The sequence below is a fragment of the Gemmatimonas sp. genome, assembly GCF_044344655.1.
GTDB lineage: Bacteria > Gemmatimonadota > Gemmatimonadetes > Gemmatimonadales > Gemmatimonadaceae > Gemmatimonas.
Genome location: NZ_JBIJCN010000033.1, coordinates 1 through 22,148, shown reverse-complemented (window position 1 = coordinate 22,148; position 22,148 = coordinate 1). Strand labels below are relative to the sequence as shown.

The 22,148-nt window shown below is 67.2% G+C and carries 19 protein-coding genes and 1 pseudogene; 7 read left to right on the top strand and 13 right to left on the bottom strand.

The genetic code is table 11. The features are described 5' to 3' along the window. Nucleotides 1-2 precede the first annotated feature (2 nt). The 6 genes from infB to murA all read right to left on the bottom strand — a co-directional run bounded on the left by infB (nt 3) and on the right by murA (nt 7,380). Nucleotides 3-2,996 (bottom strand): translation initiation factor IF-2, encoded by a 2,994-nt coding sequence (infB, locus tag ACIQ51_RS09830; RefSeq protein WP_396204863.1) that lies wholly within the window; start codon nt 2,994-2,996, stop codon nt 3-5. A 9-nt stretch (nt 2,997-3,005) separates the two neighbouring features. Next, complete coding sequence (locus ACIQ51_RS09825) at nt 3,006-3,377, bottom strand: L7Ae/L30e/S12e/Gadd45 family ribosomal protein (protein ID WP_396204880.1); 372 nt, start codon at nt 3,375-3,377, stop codon at nt 3,006-3,008. Between the two features lie 5 nt (nt 3,378-3,382). Next, entirely contained in the window at nt 3,383-4,693 is a 1,311-nt protein-coding gene (nusA, locus tag ACIQ51_RS09820; protein WP_396204862.1) for a transcription termination factor NusA, read from the bottom strand. 9 nt (nt 4,694-4,702) lie between these two features. After that, nucleotides 4,703-5,170, bottom strand: coding sequence for a ribosome maturation factor RimP (gene rimP / locus ACIQ51_RS09815; protein WP_396204861.1), 468 nt, complete (start codon nt 5,168-5,170; stop codon nt 4,703-4,705). A gap of 202 nt (nt 5,171-5,372) precedes the next feature. Then, a complete protein-coding gene (locus tag ACIQ51_RS09810) occupies nt 5,373-6,095 on the bottom strand; it encodes a polyphenol oxidase family protein (protein WP_396204860.1) in 723 nt (240 codons plus the stop codon). Beyond that, nucleotides 6,085-7,380 (bottom strand): UDP-N-acetylglucosamine 1-carboxyvinyltransferase, encoded by a 1,296-nt coding sequence (gene murA / locus ACIQ51_RS09805; RefSeq protein WP_396204859.1) that lies wholly within the window; start codon nt 7,378-7,380, stop codon nt 6,085-6,087. The genes ACIQ51_RS09810 and murA overlap by 11 nt, the downstream gene beginning before the upstream one ends. A 139-nt stretch (nt 7,381-7,519) precedes the next feature. Here murA and ACIQ51_RS09800 point away from each other — a divergent pair, with 139 nt between their 5' ends. Beyond that, nucleotides 7,520-8,113, top strand: a complete 594-nt coding sequence (locus ACIQ51_RS09800; protein WP_396204858.1) for a hypothetical protein — start codon at nt 7,520-7,522, stop codon at nt 8,111-8,113. Then, complete coding sequence (locus ACIQ51_RS09795; protein ID WP_396204857.1) at nt 8,085-9,047, top strand: zinc dependent phospholipase C family protein; 963 nt, start codon at nt 8,085-8,087, stop codon at nt 9,045-9,047. The genes ACIQ51_RS09800 and ACIQ51_RS09795 overlap by 29 nt, the downstream gene beginning before the upstream one ends. On the opposite strand, the pseudogene gatB reads toward ACIQ51_RS09795, so the two are convergent. The 7 genes and pseudogenes from gatB to ACIQ51_RS09760 form a co-directional block, all read right to left on the bottom strand. Continuing rightward, nucleotides 9,016-10,430, bottom strand: a pseudogene (gatB, locus tag ACIQ51_RS09790) (Asp-tRNA(Asn)/Glu-tRNA(Gln) amidotransferase subunit GatB). The gene ACIQ51_RS09795 and the pseudogene gatB sit on opposite strands and share 32 nt — an antisense overlap. A 35-nt stretch (nt 10,431-10,465) precedes the next feature. Further along, nucleotides 10,466-11,869, bottom strand: coding sequence for an Asp-tRNA(Asn)/Glu-tRNA(Gln) amidotransferase subunit GatA (gatA, locus tag ACIQ51_RS09785; protein WP_396204856.1), 1,404 nt, complete (start codon nt 11,867-11,869; stop codon nt 10,466-10,468). Then, complete coding sequence (gatC, locus tag ACIQ51_RS09780) at nt 11,866-12,183, bottom strand: Asp-tRNA(Asn)/Glu-tRNA(Gln) amidotransferase subunit GatC (protein ID WP_396204855.1); 318 nt, start codon at nt 12,181-12,183, stop codon at nt 11,866-11,868. The genes gatA and gatC overlap by 4 nt, the downstream gene beginning before the upstream one ends. Continuing rightward, nucleotides 12,183-14,651 (bottom strand): ATP-dependent helicase, encoded by a 2,469-nt coding sequence (locus ACIQ51_RS09775; protein WP_396204854.1) that lies wholly within the window; start codon nt 14,649-14,651, stop codon nt 12,183-12,185. The genes gatC and ACIQ51_RS09775 overlap by 1 nt, the downstream gene beginning before the upstream one ends. After that, a complete protein-coding gene (locus tag ACIQ51_RS09770; RefSeq protein WP_396204853.1) occupies nt 14,648-15,802 on the bottom strand; it encodes a sensor histidine kinase in 1,155 nt (384 codons plus the stop codon). Before ACIQ51_RS09770 ends, ACIQ51_RS09775 begins: the two co-directional genes overlap by 4 nt. 56 nt (nt 15,803-15,858) lie before the next feature. Further along, nucleotides 15,859-17,136 carry a serine--tRNA ligase gene (serS, locus tag ACIQ51_RS09765; RefSeq protein WP_396204852.1) on the bottom strand — a complete coding sequence of 426 codons (1,278 nt, stop codon included), beginning with the start codon at nt 17,134-17,136 and terminating at the stop codon, nt 15,859-15,861. Between the two features lie 9 nt (nt 17,137-17,145). Further along, on the bottom strand, nt 17,146-17,691 hold the full coding sequence (locus tag ACIQ51_RS09760) for a hypothetical protein (protein ID WP_396204851.1): 546 nt from the start codon (nt 17,689-17,691) through the stop codon (nt 17,146-17,148). 216 nt (nt 17,692-17,907) lie between these two features. Between ACIQ51_RS09760 and ACIQ51_RS09755 the strand changes: the two genes are divergently transcribed. The 5 genes from ACIQ51_RS09755 to ACIQ51_RS09735 are packed head-to-tail and all read left to right on the top strand — an operon-like array spanning nt 17,908 to nt 21,844. Then, nucleotides 17,908-18,261: a roadblock/LC7 domain-containing protein gene (locus ACIQ51_RS09755; protein WP_396204850.1), complete on the top strand. Its 354-nt coding sequence runs from the start codon at nt 17,908-17,910 to the stop codon at nt 18,259-18,261. 20 nt (nt 18,262-18,281) lie between these two features. Further along, nucleotides 18,282-18,704, top strand: a complete 423-nt coding sequence (locus ACIQ51_RS09750; RefSeq protein WP_396204849.1) for a response regulator transcription factor — start codon at nt 18,282-18,284, stop codon at nt 18,702-18,704. 28 nt (nt 18,705-18,732) lie between these two features. Then, nucleotides 18,733-19,764, top strand: coding sequence for a mannose-1-phosphate guanylyltransferase (locus ACIQ51_RS09745; protein ID WP_396204848.1), 1,032 nt, complete (start codon nt 18,733-18,735; stop codon nt 19,762-19,764). Further along, entirely contained in the window at nt 19,761-21,014 is a 1,254-nt protein-coding gene (locus ACIQ51_RS09740) for a putative sugar nucleotidyl transferase (protein WP_396204847.1), read from the top strand. Before ACIQ51_RS09745 ends, ACIQ51_RS09740 begins: the two co-directional genes overlap by 4 nt. Then, the gene (locus ACIQ51_RS09735) at nt 21,011-21,844 is read left to right on the top strand and encodes an MBL fold metallo-hydrolase (protein WP_396204846.1); all 834 of its coding nucleotides are present in this window, start codon (nt 21,011-21,013) and stop codon (nt 21,842-21,844) included. The genes ACIQ51_RS09740 and ACIQ51_RS09735 overlap by 4 nt, the downstream gene beginning before the upstream one ends. The last annotated feature ends 304 nt before the right edge of the window (nt 21,845-22,148 follow it).

Here is a 22,148-nt window from a genome sequence, read left to right as displayed (position 1 = left end):
CCTCAGGTCTTCGAGGCCTGATCGAGCGTACGCGCCACTTCCTCCGTGCGGTAGCATTCGAACACGTCGCCGATCTTGAGATCGTTGAAGTTCTCGATGCCGATACCGCACTCGTAGCCTTCCTTGACCTCGTTGACGTCGTCCTTGAAGCGGCGCAGCGAGGAGATGGCCCCATCGTAGATCTCGATCCCGTCGCGGATGACGCGAATGCGTCCCTTCCGGTTGACGTTGCCCGAGCGCACGATGCAGCCGGCGATGGTCCCGATCCGGGCGACCTTGAACGTTTCGCGCACCTCTGCCTCGCCGTACACGACTTCGCGCTCCTCGGGACGCAGCATGCCTTCGAGTGCCGCCTTCACGTCGGCCACGGCCTCGTAGATGATGCGATAGAGCTTGATGTCGACGCCCTCGCGCTCCGCGGCCGACCGGGCATTGTTGTCCGGGCGCACGTGGAAGCCGATGATGATGGCGCCGGCCGCCTTGGCGAGCAGGATGTCGCTTTCGGCGATGGCACCAACGGCGCGGTGGATGATCTCCACCTGCACTTCGTTGTTAGAGAGCTGCTGCAAGGCATCGGCGAGGGCTTCTGCCGGGCCGCCCTGGTCGGCCTTGATGACGAGGCGCAGCTGACGCTTCTGCCCCGCGGTCGCCTGCGACATGAAGTCTTCGAGCGAGACCACCCCACGCGTGGTGCGACGGCTCTTGGCCTCGCGGTCGAGCCGCTCACGACGCTGCGCGATCTCGCGCGCGGCCGTGGCGTCATCGACGACCAGCAGCTGGTCGCCGGCCATGGGCACACCGGTAAGACCGAGGATCTGCACCGGAATGGCCGGCCCCGCTTCCTTCACCTGCTTGCCACGCTCATCGAGCATGGCGCGCACGCGACCGGAGTGGATGCCGCAGATGTAATCGTCGCCGACCTTGAGCGTCCCATTCTGGACAAGCACGGTCGCCACGGGGCCCTTGCCCTGATCGAGCTGCGCTTCGACCACCGAGCCGACGGCGCGGCGCGACGGATTGGCCTTGAGCTCGAGGATGTCGGCCTGCAACAGGATCTGCTCGAGCAGTTCGGGCACGCCCGTGCCCTTCTTGGCCGAGATTTCCGAATGCAACACCGTGCCGCCGAAGTCTTCGAGCACGACCTCGTGCTGCAGCAGGTCCTGCTTGACCTTCTCGACGTCAGCCGTGGGGAGGTCGACCTTGTTGATCGCGATGATGATCGGCACGCCGGCGCTCTTGGCGTGCGAAATCGCCTCAACGGTCTGCGGCATGACCTGGTCGTCGGCGGCGATCACGATGACCACGATGTCGGTGACCTGCGCCCCGCGGGCACGCATGGCGGTGAACGCCTCGTGACCGGGGGTATCGAGGAACGTGATGGTGCGCTTGCCGGCCACCTCCACGTGATAGGCACCGATGTGCTGCGTGATTCCTCCGGCTTCGCCGGCCACCACGTTCGCCTTGCGAATGTAGTCGAGCAGCGACGTCTTGCCGTGATCGACGTGTCCCATGATGGTCACGACCGGCGGGCGTGAACGCAGATCCTCTTCGCGATCCTCTTCGCCCTGATCGGGCACGTCGGCGGCGTAATCGCTTTCCTTGACGGCCTGGAAGCCGAACTCGCCGGCAATGAGTTCGATCTGATCGAAGTCGAGTCGCTGGTTGATCGTGACCATGAGACCGAGCGACTTGAACGCGAAGCCCACGATCTGCGTGGCGGAGATCCCGAGGATCTGCGCGAGTTCGGAGACCGTGATGAACTCGTTCACGCGAACGGTCTTGCGCTCGCGTTCGGCCGCGATCTGGCGCTGTTCCTCCGCCTCGGCACGCATCTCGGCGCCGAACCGGCGACCGGGACGCCCACGGGTCGGCGCACCGCGCATGGCCGTCATGGTCTTCGTGATGTTGGCCGATACGGCTTCCTGATCGACCGCCCCACGCTTGTTCTTCTTGCCGCGACGCTGCTGCTGATTCTGGCCACCGCCCTGCGGCATGCCTTGCTGCTGGCCACCACCAGACGGGTTCCCAGCACCACCCTGACTCCCCCCGCCGACCCCGGGGCGGCGGTCATCACGACGCTGCCCCTGTGAGAGGCCACCACCGGGCGCAGCCGAGGCGATAGGACGAGCGGTGCCGAAGTTGGGCGCGGCGCTGGCAACGGGGCGCGGTCGCGGCGCGCCCGGAACGACCGGGCGCGGGCGGGGACGATCCGGTGGCAGCGATGCGGTTGGCGACGGTGCCGGCGGGGCCGCTGGAGGCGTCCCAGTTACCGGAGCGGCCGCCGGAGCAGCGGCCACGGGCGCCGCAGCGACCGGTGCCGCGGCGATGGGCGAGGCCGCCGCCGGCGCAGCGGCTACAGCCGCGTCGGGGGTTGCCTTCGGCGCGTCGACGGGGGCCACCGGGGCCACCGGGGCCACCGGGGCCGCCGGGGCCTCGAGCGCCGGTGCTGCCGGCGCCGCCGAGACGGGGGCGGCAGGGACCGCAACACCCGTGGCCTCACCAGGCCGCGGTGACGGCGTTGACGTCGCCTTGACCGCGTCGCCATCCACGTCAACGGGCTTCACAGCCACGCGCGGCTTCGGCGCCGGTGCGGCCGGCGGCGCGACCGGGGCTGCCCGTTCGGGCGCTTCGGTCGCGTGGTCCGCGTCGGGCGCCTCGTGATGGTCGTGATCGGGCTGATCCGCGACATCAGCCGCGCGACGGCGACGGACGGCAGGCGGTGCGGCGGGGGCGGCGGCTTCCACCTCCGGAGCCGGCGCGGCCTCCGTGGCGGCGGTGCGACGGCGCCGAGGCGCGGCGGCCGGTGCCGGTTGCGCCTTTTCGGCACGCACCCGCTTCTCGCGCTCCCAACGGGCGCGGATGCGAGATACCTGATCGTCGGTCAACAGCGACAAATGGCTGCGAACCGGCACGTCCATCTGGCGTAGCAGTGCGATCACCTCATCAGCCGAGATGCCGAACTCACCCGCCATGTCATGCACACGAAGCTTGCTCAACCCGTCCTCCTACCGCGAAACGCGCGTCGCGTCGCCTGCCGGGGCTGCCCCGGCTACGGCGCCACGGATACCGCGCGCCAGCGCCTGATCTACGATCCCAATCGCCGCCGTCGTGTCTTTGCCGACGGCGCTCCCCAACTCGGCCGCACTCGGCCACTCCACCATGTCAACGCGACGGGCCCGAAGGACCGGCACGACCTTCTCGAGCGAGTGGCGCGACACATCCTGCGCCACCAGCGCCAACACGACCTTCCCTTTTTGCGCCGACAGGCGCACCTGCTCCGTCCCGATCACCACCAACCGACCGCGCGCCCCCAGCCCGACCAGACCCAGCACCTTCCGGCGCACGGCCTCATCGAGGGTCAGCGGCTCGCGGGTCATCTCACTCACGCGGAACGACCGCCCTCGTCGTCTTCGGTAGTGAGTTCATCGATGATGGCCATGATGCGGTCGGCTTCCTCCGGTGCGATCCCAGGCAGCCGCAGCAGGTCGTCCCGATCGAGATCGAGGATGTCGTTCAGGGTGTTGTAGCCGACCTCCGCGAGCACGGCCACCGTTGCCGTTTCGAGCCCGCCGATCTGGCTGAGCGGGATATCGGTCTCGGCATCTTCGGGGAGCGGGGCGAAAAGCGGCGCTTCGCCACCCTTCTCGATCCACTCGCGACTCGAATAGAGGTCGATCTTCCAGCCCGTCAGTTCCGAGGCAAGGCGCACGTTCTGACCGTTGCGACCGATCGCCAGCGAGAGCTGGTCTTCGTCGACGACCGCCTGAATTGTCCGGGAGACGGCATCGCTGAACACGCGCGCCACCCGGGCGGGCGCCAGCGCGAGCTTGGCGAATCGCTCCGGATCGGGCGACCACGGCACGATGTCGATGCGCTCCCCACCGAGTTCGTTGACGACGGCCTGCACGCGCGCGCCCTTGAGGCCCACGCAGGCGCCCACCGGGTCGACGGCTTCATCGCGGGACGTCACCGCGATCTTGGTGCGACTGCCCACTTCGCGAGCCGCCGCCTTGATCTCGACGATTCCCTGTTGGATCTCGGGGACTTCGAGCTTGAACAGCGCCTGCACGAAGAGCGCATCGGCGCGGCTGAGAATGAGTCGCGGGCCCTTGGGTGTGTCTTCGACGCGCTTGAGGACCGCACGGACCGGCTCACCCTGATGGTAATGCTCGCGGTGGTTCTGCTCGCGGTAGGGGATGATCGCCTCCGCTTCACGGAACTTGTTGAGCATCACCACCAGCTTGCCGCGCTCGATCTGCTGCACCTCGCCCGAGAGGAGATCGCCCACGCGGCCGGCGAACTCGTCGCGGATGCGGGTGCGCTCGCCTTCACGGACGCGCTGGATGATGCGCTGCTTGGCCGCCTGCACGGCCGTGCGCCCGAACTCCATGAAGTCGACCGGGATTTCCATCACGTCGCCAACCTGGAATTCCGGATCCATGAACCGGGCCTCCTCGACCGTCACTTCACGTGACTCGTCGGTGACCTCGTCGACCACGGTCTTCAGCAGCACGATGCGGATGTCGCCCTTGGCTTCATCGATCTCGATCTCCGCCTGGACCGTGGCCCCGTGCTTCTTGGCCAGGGCGGCAAGAATGCCGTCCTGGAGAAGCCCGTGCAGCTCCTCGCGCGTGATCTGCTTCAGATTCGACAGCTCACGGAGTGCTGTGAGAATTTCCGCCGATCCGGCCATCCGTCTCCCCTATCGTTTCCAGTGAAACGCCAGACGCGCCTGGGTGACATCGCGGAGGGGAACCTGCACTTCCCGCCCCTTCGAATCACGCACCAGTGCGACCTCGGCGCCTGCCTCGCCATCCAGCGCGAGGATCTCGACTTCCTGTTTGCCACCTGCCAACAATCCACTCGTGACCGTCGCGTGGCGACCGAGGAACCGGCGCCAGTCTGCGGCATGCCGCAACGGCCGGTCCGCGCCAGGCGAGGACACTTCCAACACATACTGCTCCGCAACGAGCGCGTTGGCCTCCAAATGGGCTTCGAGAGCCCGGGACGCCCGCGCGCAGTCGTCGATCGTCACCTTTTCGCCATCACGGCGGTCGATCCGGATCTCGAGCACCGGGCGGGCTTTGGAGCCCCCCCGACGCAGCTCGACCAGATCGAAGCCCAGCGCGTCAAGTTCCCGCGCGACAATGGGTTCGATGGACTCGCCCACCTGCAGACCTCCGCAACCGACCGTACCGAATCAGAACCCCGCGTAACCTCTAGAGAACAAAAAAGTGTGGGGGCCATCCCCACACTTCATCGACCCGCGCGGGGCGGGCGAGCTCACGACGAGGTTACTTCCAAACTGTCAACCTATGGACCGAGGGTGGCAAGGTCAAGATGACCGCCAGTGAAGCACGCACTCCGGGCCGCTACAGCAGGGCGACAAGCCCGAGCATCCGCCCGCCGTCGCCCCCCCGGTGGCTGAAGAACCGCGACTGATCGCACAGGCTACACCCCGGATCGCTCCGAAGGTCGCGGACGCGCCGCTTGGCGGCCTGATCGGCAAGGACCGCCCGGACATCGAGACACCCCTTACCTGGCGAGGCGCGGCCGGTGATGGCCTCGAACACCTCCGGGCCGACTTCGTAGCATGCACCGCAAATGGACGGGCCCAGATAGACCTCACACTCGTCCGCCGGGAAACCGAGGGCGTCGAACTGGTCCAAACCGCGATCGAGGATGCGGGCGGCGGTGCCGCGCCACCCGGCGTGCAGGGCGGCAATGGCGCCCCCCGGGTGCCAAACGAAGACGGGCGTGCAATCGGCAACGGTTACGGCCACGGCGGTGCCTCGCGCCGTGGTCACATGGCCGTCGGCGGCCGCCCCCCGCAACCAGCCCTGCCATCCCCCGTCGTGCACCTGAACGGTCGCACCATGGACCTGATGCGCACTGGCCAGCCGCGTCACCCCCAGCAGCGTCAGGTCCTGCTGCAGCGCGGCCCAGCGCCCCATGACCGCGCCCACCGGCTCGTCCGAGCCAAGACCGAACGAGCCATTGGCTCGTGTAGTAGTCCAGGCGGCGATACCGGCCGGCATCCGCGACACGGCCTCGGCCGCGTCCAGCACCGGCAACCGCCGGGCCTCAGTGGGCACTCAGCACCACGCGCTTGATCCGGGCACCGAGGCTGCCCAGGCGCTCCTCGATCCGCTCATAGCCGCGCTCGATCTGCTGGGCGTTGTTGATCACACTGGTGCCATCGGCGCACAGCGCCGCGAGCAGCATGGCCATGCCGGCTCGGATGTCGGGCGATTCCACGGTACCACCGCGCAGCTGGGTCGGCCCCGACACGATCGCCCGATGGGGGTCGCACAGCACAATGCGCGCCCCCATGCCGACGAGCTTATCCGTGAAGTACAGCCGCGACTCAAACATCTTCTCGTGAAAGAGGATCATCCCCTCGCACTGCGTGGCGGTCACGATGGCGATCGACATGGTGTCGGCCGGGAACGCAGGCCACGGCTGATCCTCGAGCTTCGCCACATGCCCGCCGAGATCATTTTGCATAACGCGCGACTGATCGGCGGGTACGATGAGATCGTCACCCTCGATCTCGCAGCGAATCCCCAAGCGTTCGAAACCCATGAGCGTGCTGCGAAGATGCTCCACCCCCGCGCGTTCGATACGCAGCGTCGACCGGGTGACCGCAGCGAGGCCGATGAACGAGCCCACTTCGATGTGATCCGGTCCGATCTCATGGGTCGCCCCCCCAAGCGGTCGACCACCGTCGATCGTGTAGACATTCGAACCGATCCCCTCAATGCGAGCCCCGAGGGCCACGAGAAAGCGCGCGAGATCCTGCACGTGCGGTTCACTGGCCGCGTTCCGCAGCACGGTGCGCCCCTTGGCCGCCACGGCAGCGACGAGGGCATTTTCCGTGGCCGTTACGCTGGGCTCGTCTAGGAACACATCGGCCCCGACCAGACCGCGCGTTGCGAAGCGGAAGCGCGCCCCCAACTCGTACGTGGCGCCCAGGGCCTGGAGCACGTGAAAGTGCGTGTCGAGCCGGCGGCGACCGATCACGTCACCGCCCGGCGGGGACAGGGTCACCGTTCCGCACCGCGCCAACAGCGGCGCCGCGAGCAGGATTGAGGCGCGAATGCGCGCGCACATCGCCGGGTCGAGGTCGGCGGCCTCGACTCGCTTCGCATGAATGCGCAGCGAGTTCTCCCCATTCCATTCACACTCGGCGCCCGTGGTGCGAATCAGTTCAACCAGCGTCTCGATGTCCCGGATGCGCGGCACGTTGTGCAACTGCACAGGCTGGTCCGTAATGAGCGCCGCCGCCACGATCGGCAGTGCGGCATTCTTGTTGCCAGCGGGCCGAATCGCCCCCTGCAGGCGCTGACCACCTTCGACGATGTACTGAACGGCAGACATGAATACGGGGGCAGACGGTGAGCAACGGGTCGTGGGGATCGCGAGGCGGTTTGGCCGCCCGTCCCAGCGGGGCCGGACCCCCAAAGCTTAGTCACGTATCGCCATGGACACGAGCCTCGTGGACCTTTAGATCCCCTGCATGGCCCCCGCGAATGCAATGCCTCGGCTGATCGTCTGGCCCCTTCAGCAGGTCTCGAGCTTTCCGGACACGATCATCGCCCGTACGATCCCGGATCGTGGGGTGCTGGAGTGGACCAACGGGATCCTTGAGATGCTCGTACTGCTGCTTGCCGCCGGCGCCCTCGCAGCGCTCATCGTGCTGCTCCTCGCGGTACGCGACGCCGTCCGCAAGGCACACACCACGCTCGACACGCTCACGAAGGACACCCAACCGCTGCTGGCCAACGCGAACGCGATCGTGAGGGATGCGCGCGACATGGTCGCCACGGTGAAGCGGGACGTGACCGTCGTGAGTGATGCGGCGGCGGCGATGGGCGATACCCTTCTCGATGCGGCGGAGATCACGGCGCAGCGCGTTGACGACGTCAATGCGGTGCTGGATGTGATTCAGGACGAGCTCGAGGAGACGGCTATCACCGCCGTATCCGCCATCCGCGGGGCCCGACTCGGCACGCAGGCGATGTTCTCGCACCTGCCACGCCGCAAGATGAAACGGCGACGACCGGATGCCTCCGAGTCCTCCGATGCCGATGACCGCGCACCGGGTGACTGACCGGGCACGTCTGCCGTGGGTGCCATGCACTGTGGCGGCGCTGCTGACGATCGTGCTGTGGCCCACCGACGCGTGGGCGTGGACACCGGGAACCCATGTGTTTCTCGGCGACGCCATCCTGCGCCACCTGCACTTGGTCCCCTCCTCCATCGCTGACCTTCTGGCGGCGTATCCTGCCGATTTTCTCTACGGCTCGATCGCTGCGGACACGAGCATCGCCAAGAAGTACGCCGAAGTGGGGCGGCACTGCCATTCGTGGCATGTCGGTATGGAAATCCACGACGATGCCGAGCCCCCTGCCCTTCGCGCTTTCGGTCTCGGCTATCTGTCGCACCTCGCAGCCGATGTGGTCGCGCACAATTTCTTCGTGCCGCGGCAGCTGGCCGTCACGTCAAGCACGAGTGCACTGGGACACAGTTACTGGGAGAGCCGCATCGACACGCACATCGGTGATCTCTGGCCACGCCGAGCGGCGGAACTGCTGTCGCTCGATCACTCCCGCGCCGATCAGCATCTGGACCGCATTCTAAGTCCCACGCTCTTCGGCACGCCCACCAACCGCCGGATCTTCCGCGGCATGGTGTACGTCACCGACACCGAGTCCTGGCAGCGAATCTTTCAGCTGGTCTCGGAGAACAGTCGCTGGGACCTGAGCGACGCCGACGTGGGCCGCTACCTGGCGCGCTCCTTCGACTACATCGTGGACTTGTTGGCGCGATGGAGTGACAGCGAGCCGTTCCGCTACGACCCCTCGGGCGACAAGCCCCTGCGCGAGGCCAAGCAGGTCCGTCGCCTGGCGCGCCGCCAAGGCGGCGACATGCGGGCGGCGATGGAAGCCGACCGCATGTTCGGGATGCCGGCAACGCCCTTGCGACACGCGGCCGACCTTGAGACGCCGCTGTTCACCCCGCGCGAGCGCCCAATAGCTGGTTGACTTTCTTGGGGTCGGCGGCACCGCCGGACTTCTTCATCACCAGACCGACGAGCACACCCTGCAGCTTGCGTTCGCCGCCCAGAAAGCGCGCGGCCTCGGCGGGGTGCTCCGCCAACACCGCATCGATCCACGCGACGAGTGCGCTGTCGTCGCGAACCTGCAGCAGCCCCGCCGCGCGCGCCATTTCGACGGGCTCACCGTCGTGCTGTTCGAGCATGGTGAAGAGTTGGCGCGCCGCGGTGTTTGACAGCTCTCCGGACGCCTCGAGCCGGATGAGCGCCCCAAGCCGCTCGACGGACACGGGATGTGCATCGATCGCCACACCGGCGGCGTTCACGGCAGCGAGCACCGTGCCGAGCATCCAATTGGCGGCCTTGCGGGGCTCACCCGCAGCGGCGGCCACGGCCTCGAAACGGTCGGCGAGTGCCTGGGTGGCCAACAGCTGGTCGATCTCGGCCTCGGCAAGACCATACTGGGCGGCGAAACGTGCCCGTCGGGCCGGCGGAAGCTCCGGGAGCGCCTCCCGCTGGCGGGCGACCCATGCGGCGTCGAGCCGCAACGGCGGCAAGTCCGGTTCGGGAAAGTAGCGATAATCATGGCTACCTTCCTTGCTCCGCGCCGAGCGCACCTGATTGCGCTTGTCGTCGTAGAGCATGGTGTGCTGCTCGATGACGCCGCCCGACTCGAGGACGCGGCACTGCCGCTCGAACTCGATCGCGACGGCCCGTTCGATCGCCGAGAATGAATTGAGATTCTTGATCTCGGTCTTGGTGCCCAGCCGTTCGTCGCCGGCTCGACGAACGGAAATGTTCACATCCACGCGCAACGAGCCTTCTTCCATGTTGGCGTCTGACACATCGGCGTACTCGAGGATCTGCTTGAGCCGCCGCGCGTAGCTGGCCGCCTCCGCCGCAGTGCGGATGTCGGGCTCCGATACGATCTCGACGAGCGGCGTACCGGCCCGATTGAGATCGATGGCGGAGACATCGGCGAAGCGGTCGTGTACCGACTTGCCCGCATCCTCCTCCATGTGGACCCGGTGTACACGGATCAGGCGCGGTGTGCCATCGGCCGCCGTACCGACCACGAGGCCGCCGTTGGTGGCCAGGGGGCGGTCGAACTGCGAGATTTGGTAGCCCTTGGGGAGATCGGGATAGAAGTAGTTCTTCCGCGCGAACACCGACGTGTCGTGCACCGTACATCCCAAGGCGAGCGACGCACGCGTTGCCAGGGCGACGGCGTGTGCATTGAGCACCGGCAAGGCGCCGGGCCCAGACACACGGGACAGGTGTTGCTGTTCGGTGCATCACCGAACGAGGTGGCGCAGCCGCAGAAGATCTTGCTGCGCGTCTTGAGCTGGCAGTGTACCTCGAGGCCGATCACGAGCTCCCACGTGCCGGGGCCGGGTTCCGGGGTGCTCACTGGTGGGCCTCCGCGCCGAGGGCACCTTCGAGGGCCGCCGCCGCGCGCAGCATGATGGCCTCTTCGAAGTGTGGCGCCATGAACTGTCCTCCGATCGGCATGCCATCCACCCGTCCGATCGGCTGCGACATCGCCGGAATCCCCGCAAGATTCGCCGTCACCGTGTAGATGTCGCTGAGATACATCTCGTACGGGTCGGACACCTCGCCGATACGAAAGGCCGGTGACGGCGCGGTGGGGGTGAACAGCAGATGCACACCGGTCGCGAAGACGCGGGTGAATTCATCGGCAATGAGCGCACGTACCGCCTGCGCGCGCTTGTAGTACGCGTCGTAGTAGCCGGCGCTCAGCACGTAGGTGCCGAGCAGGATGCGCCGCGTGACCTCGGTGCCGAATCCGCGCGACCGCGTCTGTTCGTACATGGTGCCGAGATCCGCGGCCTCGGCCCGCAGGCCATATCGCACTCCGTCGTACCGCGCGAGGTTACTCGAGGCTTCGGCGGGCGCGATGATGTAGTAGACCGGAACGGCGAGGTCGGTGCTGGGCAGCGAGACGTCCCGCACTTCGGCACCGAGTTCCACGAGCCGAGCCAGCGCGCGCTCACAGTGCACGGCGATGCGCGGATCCAGATTCTCCGGGAAGTACTCTCGCGGCTTGCCGATCACGAGGCCCGTGAGCGGCATGTGGCGACTCTGACCGTTCCGTGCTGGCACGAGTGGCGGAACCGGCACGTCGGCGCACGTTGCGTCGAAGCGATCGGGCCCGGCAATGACCTCAAGACCTAGGGCCGCATCGCGTACGCAACGTCCGAACACTCCCACGTTGTCGAGGGACGACGCATAGGCGACGAGTCCGTAGCGGCTCACGCGGCCATAGGTGGGCTTCACTCCGACAATTCCGCAAAAGGCGGCGGGCTGACGTACCGACCCACCCGTTTCGGAACCGAGCGCAATGCGCACGATGCCGGCCGCAACGGCCGCCGCGGATCCACCAGACGAACCACCGGGCACACGCGAATGGTCGAGGGGGTTCCTGACCGGTCCATAGGCGCTGTTCTCGCTGGACGAACCCATTGCAAATTCGTCCATGTTGGTCTTGCCAATGAGCACGGCCCCTGCCTCGCGCAGCCGCCGCACCGCGGTGGCTTCGAAGGGACTTACGTAGCCTTCGAGCATCCGCGACCCGCAGGTGGTAGGGAGGGTCAGCGTGGCAAGATTGTCCTTTACCGCCACGGGGACGCCGTGAAGCGGGCCCTCGGCCACCATGGGGGACGCGTCACGATCGATCGCGAGGAACGCATTGAGTCCGTCCGCGCCGCCCTTCACCCGGTCGTAGGCGCTCCACGCGTGCGCCACCGTGTGCGCGTCGAGCGCCTCGGATTCCTCCAGCCGCTCGCTCACGCGTCGTCTCCGGTGCTGGCCCCAAGTTGGCCGTGCGTGGCGAGCCGCGGCACAAGAAAGAACCCATCGCGAGCGCGTGGAGCAAACGCGGCCCGGTCGCGCTGCAGCGCATCGGGCGGCAGCGCGTCGTCACGCAGCGGCATCGCGGCAGTGGAGGGCATGAGGGGCACACCCGACACGTCGACCTGTTGCAGCACGTCCATGTGCGCGAGGATGCCGTTCAGCTCAGTCACAAGCGCCGGGATGCGTCCATCGTCGATCCCGAGCCGTGCCAACCGCGCCACGTGGCGCACATCATCCGGTGAAACCGACATCACTCCCACCCCTTTTCGAGCTTGGCTTGTGCGAGCACCAGCGTCTTGCGTCCGACGTCCTCGTCATCGAAATCAATACGTACTTTGGTGTCGCGTCCGCTGCCCGTGATTTCGGCGATGGTCCCGGAACCGAACTTGGCGTGTTTCACGCGCTCACCCGGGCGGAAGCTCGGTGCATCCTGCGACTCGTCCTCGGGCTCGGATGGCCGTTCGCGGCGAGCTGGCGCACTGAAGCCCCCCGTCGGTGCCTTGCCGAACGGAATGTCGCGACTGTTGGCCGCGGTACCATAGCCTGCCGACCCGTAGCTACCGCCACCACTCGTTCCGCGACGCGCACCGGCCGTGGAGGACGTGCCGCCGCCGTAGCTGTTGTAGCTGCTCTTGCCCCAGCCGTCGTCGCGCGCCTTGCCGCCGTACCCACCCCCGAGGCTTCCGAAGGCCCCGCGCCCCTCCGCCTTGGCACGGGATGTCTTGCCCCGTTCGGCCAGCGATGGCGTGATGACCTTGAGGAAGCGAGACGGCATGGAGACCATGAGTTCTCCGTTCCGCCGGCGCTGCTCGGCACAGGTGAGATAGAGCTTCTCCTCGGCCCGCGTGATGCCCACGTAAAAGAGCCGACGTTCCTCTTCGAGCTGACTCGGATCCTCGGATGCGCGGGCGAGGGGGAAGAGGCCGTCTTCCAGGCCGCAGACGAACACCAGGGGAAACTCGAGCCCCTTGGCGTTGTGCATCGTCATGCACACCACGGCATCGGCGCTCGGGTCGAGTTTGTCGACGCCGGCCACGAGCGTGGACGACTGCAGGAAGTGATCGAGGGGCGTGAGCCCCACCTCGCCTCCCTCATCGGCTACCACTTCGGCCGCGCCGGCGATCATTTCGCGTACGTTCTCGATGCGCTCGAGCCCCTCGGGGCCTTCCGCGCGCAAATGATCGGCGTAGCGAATGGCCTGCACGAGATCCCGCAGCAACTCGTCGACGGCCGCGTCGACCGCGACGGTGCGCAACCGCTGCACCAGCGTGACAAATTCGTCGATGGCGGCGCGGGCAGCAGGCCGCAACGTGGCCACCACGTCGAGTCGCGATGCGATTTCCAGCAGCGGCTTCCCTTCGAGGGCCGCGCGTTCGGTGAGCAGGGCAATCGTGGCATCACCCAGCCCGCGCTTCGGCACGTTGACGGCACGGCGGAACGCCTCATCGTCGGCGGGATTGGCGACGAGCTTGAGGTACGCCATGAGGTCGCGGATTTCGCGCCGATCGTAGAAGCGGACGGCGCCGATGAGGCGATAGGGAATACTGCGGCGCCGGAACGCATCTTCGATCGCCCGCGACTGTGCGTTGGTGCGATAGAGGATGGCGCAATCGCGGCGCGAGAGATCCGACTTCGCCATCCGGGTGAGGATCGTCTCGGCGATGAAGTCGGCCTCATCGCGCTCGTCGAGCGTCTCGATGAGTGTGACCGGCTCCCCCGCGGGACGCGTGGCGCGCAGCGTCTTGCCACGACGCTCGGTGTTTTCGGCGATGACCGCGTTGGCGAGCGCCAGCACATTGGGGGTGGAGCGGTAGTTCTCCTCCAAGCGAACGATGCGCGCGCCGGGAAAGTCACGCTCAAAGTCGAGGATGTTGCGGATATCCGCCCCACGCCAACCGTAGATCGATTGGTCGTCATCGCCAACCACCATCACATTGCGATGCCGGCCGCCGATGAGCTGCACGAAGCGATACTGCGCCGCATTGGTGTCCTGATATTCGTCGACGAGCACGAAGCGGAAGCGGCGCTGATAGTGCTCGCGCAGGTTCTGGTCCTGCTCCATGGCCCGGACCGGCAGGACCAGCAGGTCGTCGAAGGTGACGGCATTGGTCTGCTGCAGGGCCGACTCGAGATCGGTGTACACACCGGCCACCGCGGTCGTAAATGTATCGCGGGCCATGCGGGCATACTCGCCAGGCGATACGAGCGCGTTCTTGGCGCTCGAGATGGCCGCCAGTATCGCCTTGGGGGCGAACTGCGTGGGGCTGAGCTTGCGCTTCTCCATCACGCGCTTGACGGCACCGAGCGTATCGTCTTCGTCGTAGATGGTGAAGTTCTTCTCGCGCCCCACGATCGGCGCCACGCCGCGCAGCATGCGCGCGCCGAGTGAGTGGAAGGTGCCACACCACATGCCCTTGGGCTCGTGACCCAGCAGCTTGGCAATGCGCTCGCGCATCTCGCCAGCGGCCTTGTTGGTGAACGTGACCGCGAGGATCTCGTGCGGCGCCACGTTGCGGGCGCCAATCAGGCGCGCAATGCGGGTGGTGAGCACGCGAGTCTTTCCCGATCCGGCACCGGCGAGCACCAACGCCGGCCCCTCATCATGAACGACCGACTCGCGCTGGCCGGGATTCAGGCCACGCATGATGCTGTCGAGATCGAGCGCTGGCGTTTGGGGCGCCGCGTCGAACAAGGAACCGGACCAACCAGACGTCGTCATCCGTGCAAGATAACGTCGAAGGCCGCTCCCCGGTCGGTGTCGGCGAGCACGAGTCGGCCGCCGTGATTCTCTTCCACGATCCGCCGCGCGAGGGAGAGCCCGATCCCCCAGCCGCGGTCCTTGGTGGTGAAGCCCGCATCGAAGATGCGCTTGCGCAGCTTGCGTGGGACGCCGGGGCCATCATCCTGCACGCGAATGCGCGCGCCTCCCTCGGGGAGCAGGGTGGCCGAGACCACCACCTCGCCATTCCGGCCGCCCAATGCATCCATGGCATTCTTGATCAGCACCTCGAGCACCCATTCGAGGAGGACCTGATCACCGCGCACCATGACCGGCGTGCCCGGGTGTTCGCTGCGGATAGTGACGGTGCGCGCCAGGGTGGGCGCGCGTTCGGCGAAGTATTGGGCGAGCCGCTGGACCAACGCGGCGGCGTCCACCCGTTCGTCACGCGGGGGGCGACCGATGCGTTCAAAGCGGTGCGACACCCGCTCGAGCCGCTGGAGATCCTGCCCCATGGCATCGATCGCGCGGGTGGCCGAGGGCCCCGTGACCGTGTCGGCGAGCAACTCGATCCAGCCGACCATGGCCGAGAGTGGCGTACCCAGTTGATGCGCCGCCTCACGCGCCATGCCCGCCCACACCTTTTCGCGTTCGGCCCGCCCGCGCTCGACGAGGGCATACACGCCGAAACCCACCAGCAGCACGATCCCCATCGCCTGCAGGATCGGAATGAAACGCAGCCCGCTCACGATTGCGCTGTCACCGTAGTGCACGGCGCCGACCGCGGGCTCGGCGATCGGCGGATTCTGGCGATCGAGCTCCATGAGATAGCGCCAGAAGCGCACACTGTCGCCGCTGGTCACATCATCCGGAAGATTGGCGGTGGCGGAGACGCGACCGTTGCGATCCGTCAGCACCAGCGGCAGCCCCGACTCCTTGATCTGCCGTGACAGATCGAGCAGGGCGATGGTGGGATCCGCGTTGAGACTCGTGTCCTGGAGCGCCTCGTAGATGCGCGCATACATGCGCCCCTGCCCTGCGGCGGCGCCACGCAGCTCGGTGACCACATGCTGTGTGTACGCCACGTACCAGACGAGCAAACCGATCACGCCCAGCACCATCACCACCACCGGCCAGCGACGACGGCGCATTGGTCAGAGCTCCGGGGGAAACGGTGAGGGCGCGATGCGCACGGTGGACCCTGCGCTCAGCGCAGGATCGCGCGTCCGAAATACGGCTGCAGCGCCTCGGGAATGGAGACCGAGCCGTCCGGCTGCTGATGATGCTCGATCAAACTGGCGATGATGCGGGGCAACGCCAGTCCGGAACCATTGAGCGTGTGGACGAAGCGCGGCTTCTCGCCGGGAGCGGGCCGGTAGCGGATATTGGCCCGACGTGCCTGGAAGTCCGTGAACACACTGCAGCTGGACACTTCGAGCCACTTGCCAACAGCCGGCGCGTAGACCTCGAGATCGTAGGTCATCGCGCTCGAGAAACCCGTGTCGCCGGCCGCCAGCAGGAGGCGGCGATACGGCAATTCGAGCAACTCCAGCACCGCCTCGGCCTGCACCGTGAGAAGTTCCAGCTGTTCGCGTGAGCTCTCCGGCGTGGCATAGCGCACAAGCTCGACCTTGTCGAACTGATGCACGCGCAGCAGCCCGCGGGTGTCCTTGCCGGCCGATCCCGCCTCACGTCGAAAACAGGCGCTGTACCCACACATGGCCCGGGGCAGGTCGCCCGCCTCGAGGATCTCGTCGCGAAACAAGTTGGTGATGGGCACTTCGGCGGTGGGGATGAGGAACAAGTCCTCATCCGGCACACGGTACATGTCGTCCTCGAACTTCGGGAGCTGTCCGGTGCCGGTCATGCTTGCCCGGTTGACCATGAAGGGCACCCAGGCCTCCTCATAGCCATGTGCGTCGGTGTGCAGGTCGAGCATCATGTTCAGCAACGAGCGGACCAGACGGGCGCCGGCGCCGCGATACACGACGAAGCCAGAGCCAGCAATCTTGGCACCACGCGGCAGGTCGAGAATGCCCATCCCCGCCGCAGCGTCCCAGTGCGGCACGAGCGAGGCCCCATCCGCGCGCGGCGTGCCCCACGTCTTGACAACGGCGTTGTTCGACTCGTCGCCCTCAGGCACCTCAGGCAGCGGGATATTGGGCAGTTCGTACAGCATGGCCTGCACCGCCGCATCGGCTTCGTTGCGACGCTGTTCGAGCGCCGCGATCACGTCGCCGATCGTACGCCCTTCAGCGATGAGCGCTGTGGCGTCTTCCCCGGCCTTGCGCTTCAATGCCACGTCCTGCGTGACCTTGTTGCGGCGGGCCTGCTGCGCCTCGAGCTCCGTGATGGCGGCCCGACGCTCCTTTTCGAGGGATTCCGCCCGATCGAGCAGCGGGCCGAGTTCGGCGAGCTTGCCGCGACGGCGCATCCCCTCGCGGAGATGGTCGAGCTGGTCGCGCAACAGACGGATATCGTGCATGCCGGTCGTTCAGTTCTTGGGGAGGCCTTCGGTGAGCGCCCGATAGCCGCAGTTGCGGTTGACCATGGTGCGCAGCACGATGCGACGTTCGGTGAGGATGATGCTGTCGACCACGGCCTTGGCGTAAAACGGTTCGCCAAGAATGCAGCCCGAACTGGCGAGCCGGATGGTGACGACCTCATTGGCCCCGACGACCACCGTGGTGTCGTTGGCGTACCCGCCGGTCGGTGCGCGGGTGAGGGCGAGGAAGCCAGAGCCGGAACGTCCGAGCCCGACCACCGGGGCACCCGCCGGTGGCGCCGGCACGAGAGCGCGCACCGGGTGAAACGCCACCTTGCCGTCGGCGGTGATGTCGAACGCCACATCGAAGTTGAGCGAGCCGTTGGCGAGCATCTGCGGACGCTCGAGGGACTCGGTGGTGAACTGATACGAAGCGGGCAGTGCCGAATTGGTGCCGGTGATGGCCCACACGCTGAAGACCCGCGTCTCGTTGTTGATCGTCGCGGGCGACAGCAAACCGTCATCGCTGCACGCGGCGAGCACCGCCACCATCACGGCGGCGGCACAAAATGACAGAGCGCGCCGAGCAGTGCGGGGCGCGCCGGGACGACGGAGAAGCGGGGTGATGCCCATGGGAATTCCAGAGGTGAACCGGCGTGACGGCCGGTGCCGAACACGCAGCGGAGGTTACCGCTCAACTCGTGTCGGGGCAAGCGGTTCGGGGGTGTTTCGTCGCTTGACTTCACCCCGAGGCGGGGACAGCGTTCCGCCATGCCCACCATTCGCGATCTGGTCAGTGCCTTGCGTCAGCGGGACGGCGTGGACGCGGCCATTGTCCTCGGCCGCGACGGCCTGCTCATCGATGGGGCGACTTCGACACCGCTCGACCCCGATGGGCTGGCGGCCCACGTGCCGGCCATGGCCTTGGCGGCCATGGATTTGGGGCATGCCACCCAGCGCGGGGATTTCGGTCTGATGGTGCTGGAATACAGGGGCGGCAACGTGGTGGTCGCCGCCCTTTCTCGCGACGTGTATCTGCTCGTTGTGCTGCAGCCCTCGGCCGACCTGGGCAGCCTCGTGTACGAACTGCGGCGGCATCGCACGCAGCTGTCGGCGCTCGTCTGAATACGTCGACTCCCCACGCCGTGGCGGCCGGCGCGCGCTCCACGGTCACGGTGCTGGTTGTGGACGATGAGCCGCATATCGGCCGCATCATCCGGACCCGGCTGGAGCAGGACGGGATCGCGGTGCATGTGGCCGAACAGGGTCAGGACGCGTTGGCCATTCTGGCGGCGACCCCGTCGATCGCCCTGATCGTACTGGACCTCATGCTCCCGACCATGTCCGGTATCGACATCCTCCGGACGCTGCGGAGCGATCAGCGTTGGCAGGCTCTGCCCTGCATCATCCTCACGGCGGCTGGGCAGGATGGGCAGTTACGCGAAGTCGAGGCCCTCGGGGTTTCGGAAATCATGACCAAACCATTCAGCCCGCGGCACCTGCTTGCGCGGGTGCGCACCTTCGTGGCAATCAGTATGGCTGCCGGCGTCGATCCGGTGTCGCCCTGATGCGTTCAACCAATCGCTTTCCACGCCGATGATCCGCTGGAACGTGGTGCTTGCTGGTGGCGTGGGCTCACGCTTCTGGCCGCTCTCCACTCCCGAGCAGCCCAAGCAGTTGCTCCCGCTGGTGAGCGAGTCACCGATGCTGCACGACACGATCGAGCGGCTGCGCCCCTCTGCGCCGCCGGAGCGCACCCTTGTGCTCACGAACGCCGGGTTGCGAGCGGCCGTGTTGGCCATGGAGCCGTCGCTGCCCCCGGAGAACGTGATTGCCGAACCCCGGCCGGCTGGCACGTGTGCGGCGCTGGCCTGGGCTGCCACGTGCATCGCGGAGCGGACCGGCCCGGAGTCGGTCATGGTGTGCACGCATGCCGACTGGGCGATCGGCGATGTGCCGGCGTTCCGCTCAACGCTTGATCGTGCAGCGCAGGTGGCATACGAGGAGCAAGCCCTGGTGACCGTGGGGATCGTGCCGTCGCGGCCGGACCCCGGCTTTGGCTACATCCAGCCGGGGACCGTGGTCCACGATGATGTGCGGCGCGTCGCGCGCTTTGCGGAGAAGCCCAGCCGTGAGATGGCTGTGGGGATGGTGAGCGAGGGCTATCTGTGGAACTCAGGGATCTTCGCATGGCGGGTTGGGGACCTGCTCGACGAGATCCGTGCGCTCACCCCGGAGGTGCAACCGGCCCTCGAGGCCGCGGGCGGGGACCTGACGTCCTTCTTCGCGCAGGTGAAGTCGATCGCCATCGACGTGGGTGTTTTAGAGCGCAGCCAGCGGGTGCTGGTCATGCCTGGACAGTTCGGGTGGGACGATGTGGGTACGTGGGCGGCACTGCACCGCGTGCGGCATCACGATGCGCAGGGGAACGCCATGCTGGGCCCCTCCTTTGCCCTGCAGGCGAGCGGCAACGTCGTACATGCCGACGGGACGCAGGTGGTGCTCTATGGTGTCCACGATCTCGTGGTGGTGGCCCGCGACGGCCTGGTGATGGTGACGACGCGTGCGCACGCGTCCGATCTCAAGCAGCTTCTGGACGCGATGCCTGCTGACGTGCGCGACCGATGATCGTGCTACTCGATGACCCGCGCGCGCGGTCCTTTGAGCCCTTTGCGACGACGCGGCCGTTGGGTGAGGTGCGTGCCGGCGCCGTGCTCATCCGGGAACGATGGGCGCATGTGCTGTCGGCGCCCGCGATCGGATTCGTGTCGTCACCCCATCTGTCGGGCTTCTCCGAGTTTGCGGCACCACCCGCACACGAGGGAGCGGTGCCGGCCGGCACGTGGCTGGTGAACACCCGGGCGCTGCCGCATCTCCAGGCGACCGCCAGCGATGCGGCGGTGCTGTCCATCGATGGTCGGGTAGCCGCCGTGCGCGTGGGGGGCGACGTGACGGTGGAGCAACTGCGCGATCCGCTGTTCTCCCTCGACTCCGTGATGCCCGAGGCGGGCCCTGGTGCGGGCACCAGGGTTGAGGTTCCGGGGGTGTGGCTGGAGCACGTGTGGGACCTGACGGCCACGCTGCAGGAGCTCCTGCTGTCCGACATCCCTCTGGTTGGTGCGATGGTGGGCGCGCGTAGCATCACGGAACCGCAAGCCACTGCGCAGGCAGCGCTGCCGGGCGTTCATGTGATCGGTCTGTACGACGTGCTGCTGGAGCCGGGAGCCGAGGTGGAGCCCATGACCGTGTTTGACACGAGTGCCGGTCCGGTCCTGCTGCGCGCTGGCGCGCGGGTACGGGCGTTCACACGCGTCGTGGGCCCCTGCTATGTGGGGCGCCAGTCGACGGTGACCGCTGATCGCATCGCCGGCTGCTCGATCGGCGACGCGTGCCGTGTGCACGGTGAAGTGTCGAGCACCATTTTCATCGGCCATGCGAACAAGGGGCACGACGGTTTCGTGGGGCACTCGGTGATCGGCCGCTGGGCCAACCTTGGTGCCGGTACGATCACGAGCAATCTCAAGAACACCTACGGCAGCGTATCGCTGTGGACACCCGAGGGCGTGCGCGATACCGGCTTGCAGTTTCTTGGCTCGATGTTGGGTGACCATGCCAAGACGGGCATCGGGCTACGCCTCACCACCGGCTGTGTGGTGGGTGCCGGCGCGAACGTGTTCGACGCCATCCCCCCGAAGCTGGTCCCACCGTTCGCGTGGGGCGGTCCGACGCCGTATGGCGTGTTCGCGCCGGATGCGTTCGTGGACACGGCGGCGCGGGTGATGTCGCGCCGTCAGGTGGAGCTGAGCGAGGCGGCGCGGGGGTGGTGGCGGACGGTGCATCGGATGGCAACTACCGACCCGCGCTGGACGCGAACATGATCACCGTGACGATGTTGGGGAGTGGGAGTAAGGGCAACGCCATTCTGGTGGACGGCAGCGAGGGGTCCGTGCTGGTGGACGCGGGGTTCGGCGTGCGCACGCTGGCCAAACGATTCGAGGCAGCGGGGCGGCGGACGGACGACGTGCACGGGTTGTTGCTGACCCACGAGCATGTGGACCATGCCTGCGGAGCTGCCGCGGCATGCGAGCGATTCAACTGGCCGGTCTACGCCACCGCGCCCACGTTGGCCGCCCTGCGTGTCCAGCCGTCCGGGGCGCCGACGCAGACGGTCGCGCTGGCGTCGAGTGGACCCACGCGCGTGGGCGGCTTCGCGGTGGACCATGCGCCGGTGCCGCATGATGCGGCCGACTGCCGTGCGCTTGTCCTCACCGACGTGCGGAGCGGCAGCCGCGTAGGGATCGTGTTGGATGCCGGCGATGTGCCGCCAGCGTTGCCAGAGTTCCTGGATCGCTTGGACCTGCTGGTGCTTGAGGCGAACCACGACGAGGGGATGCTGGAAGCCGGTCCCTACCCGTGGCCGCTCAAGGAACGCATCCGTGGGGGAACGGGACACCTGTCGAATACATCCGCCGCCAGTCTGGCGGGGCGCTGCGCGCACAAGGGATTGCGCGGCGTGATTCTGGCGCACCTCAGCGAAACGAACAATCGTCCGGCACTCGCCATCGAGACGGTGCGGGAGCAGCTCCGCCGCCATTCCTGGCGGCGCGAGGCACTCGTGGCGGCCACGCAACGTGCGCCATTGGCGCCCACCCACTCCCGTGCGGAGCGCCGAGTCCCCGCGCCGGCCCAGCTGGACCTCTGGTGCTGACCCGACGGGCTGCCCCGTACACCAGCAGGCCTAGCCTGCCGGTATAAGGGCGCCCTTCCCTCCCGAGGCGATCAGCGGCGCGCCCCACGCGGTGGGGCGCAAACAGAACGGGCGTCTCTTGCGAGACGCCCGTCGTGTGTCGTGCGGAGCGCGAGGCTCAGTACATGCCGCCCATGCCCGGGCCGCCGGCCGGAGCCGCCGGCTTGTCTTCCTTCTTCTCGACGATGAGCGCTTCGGTCGTGAGGAGCAGACCGGCGATCGAGGCCGAGTTCTGGAGCGCGGTACGGGTGACCTTGGTCGGGTC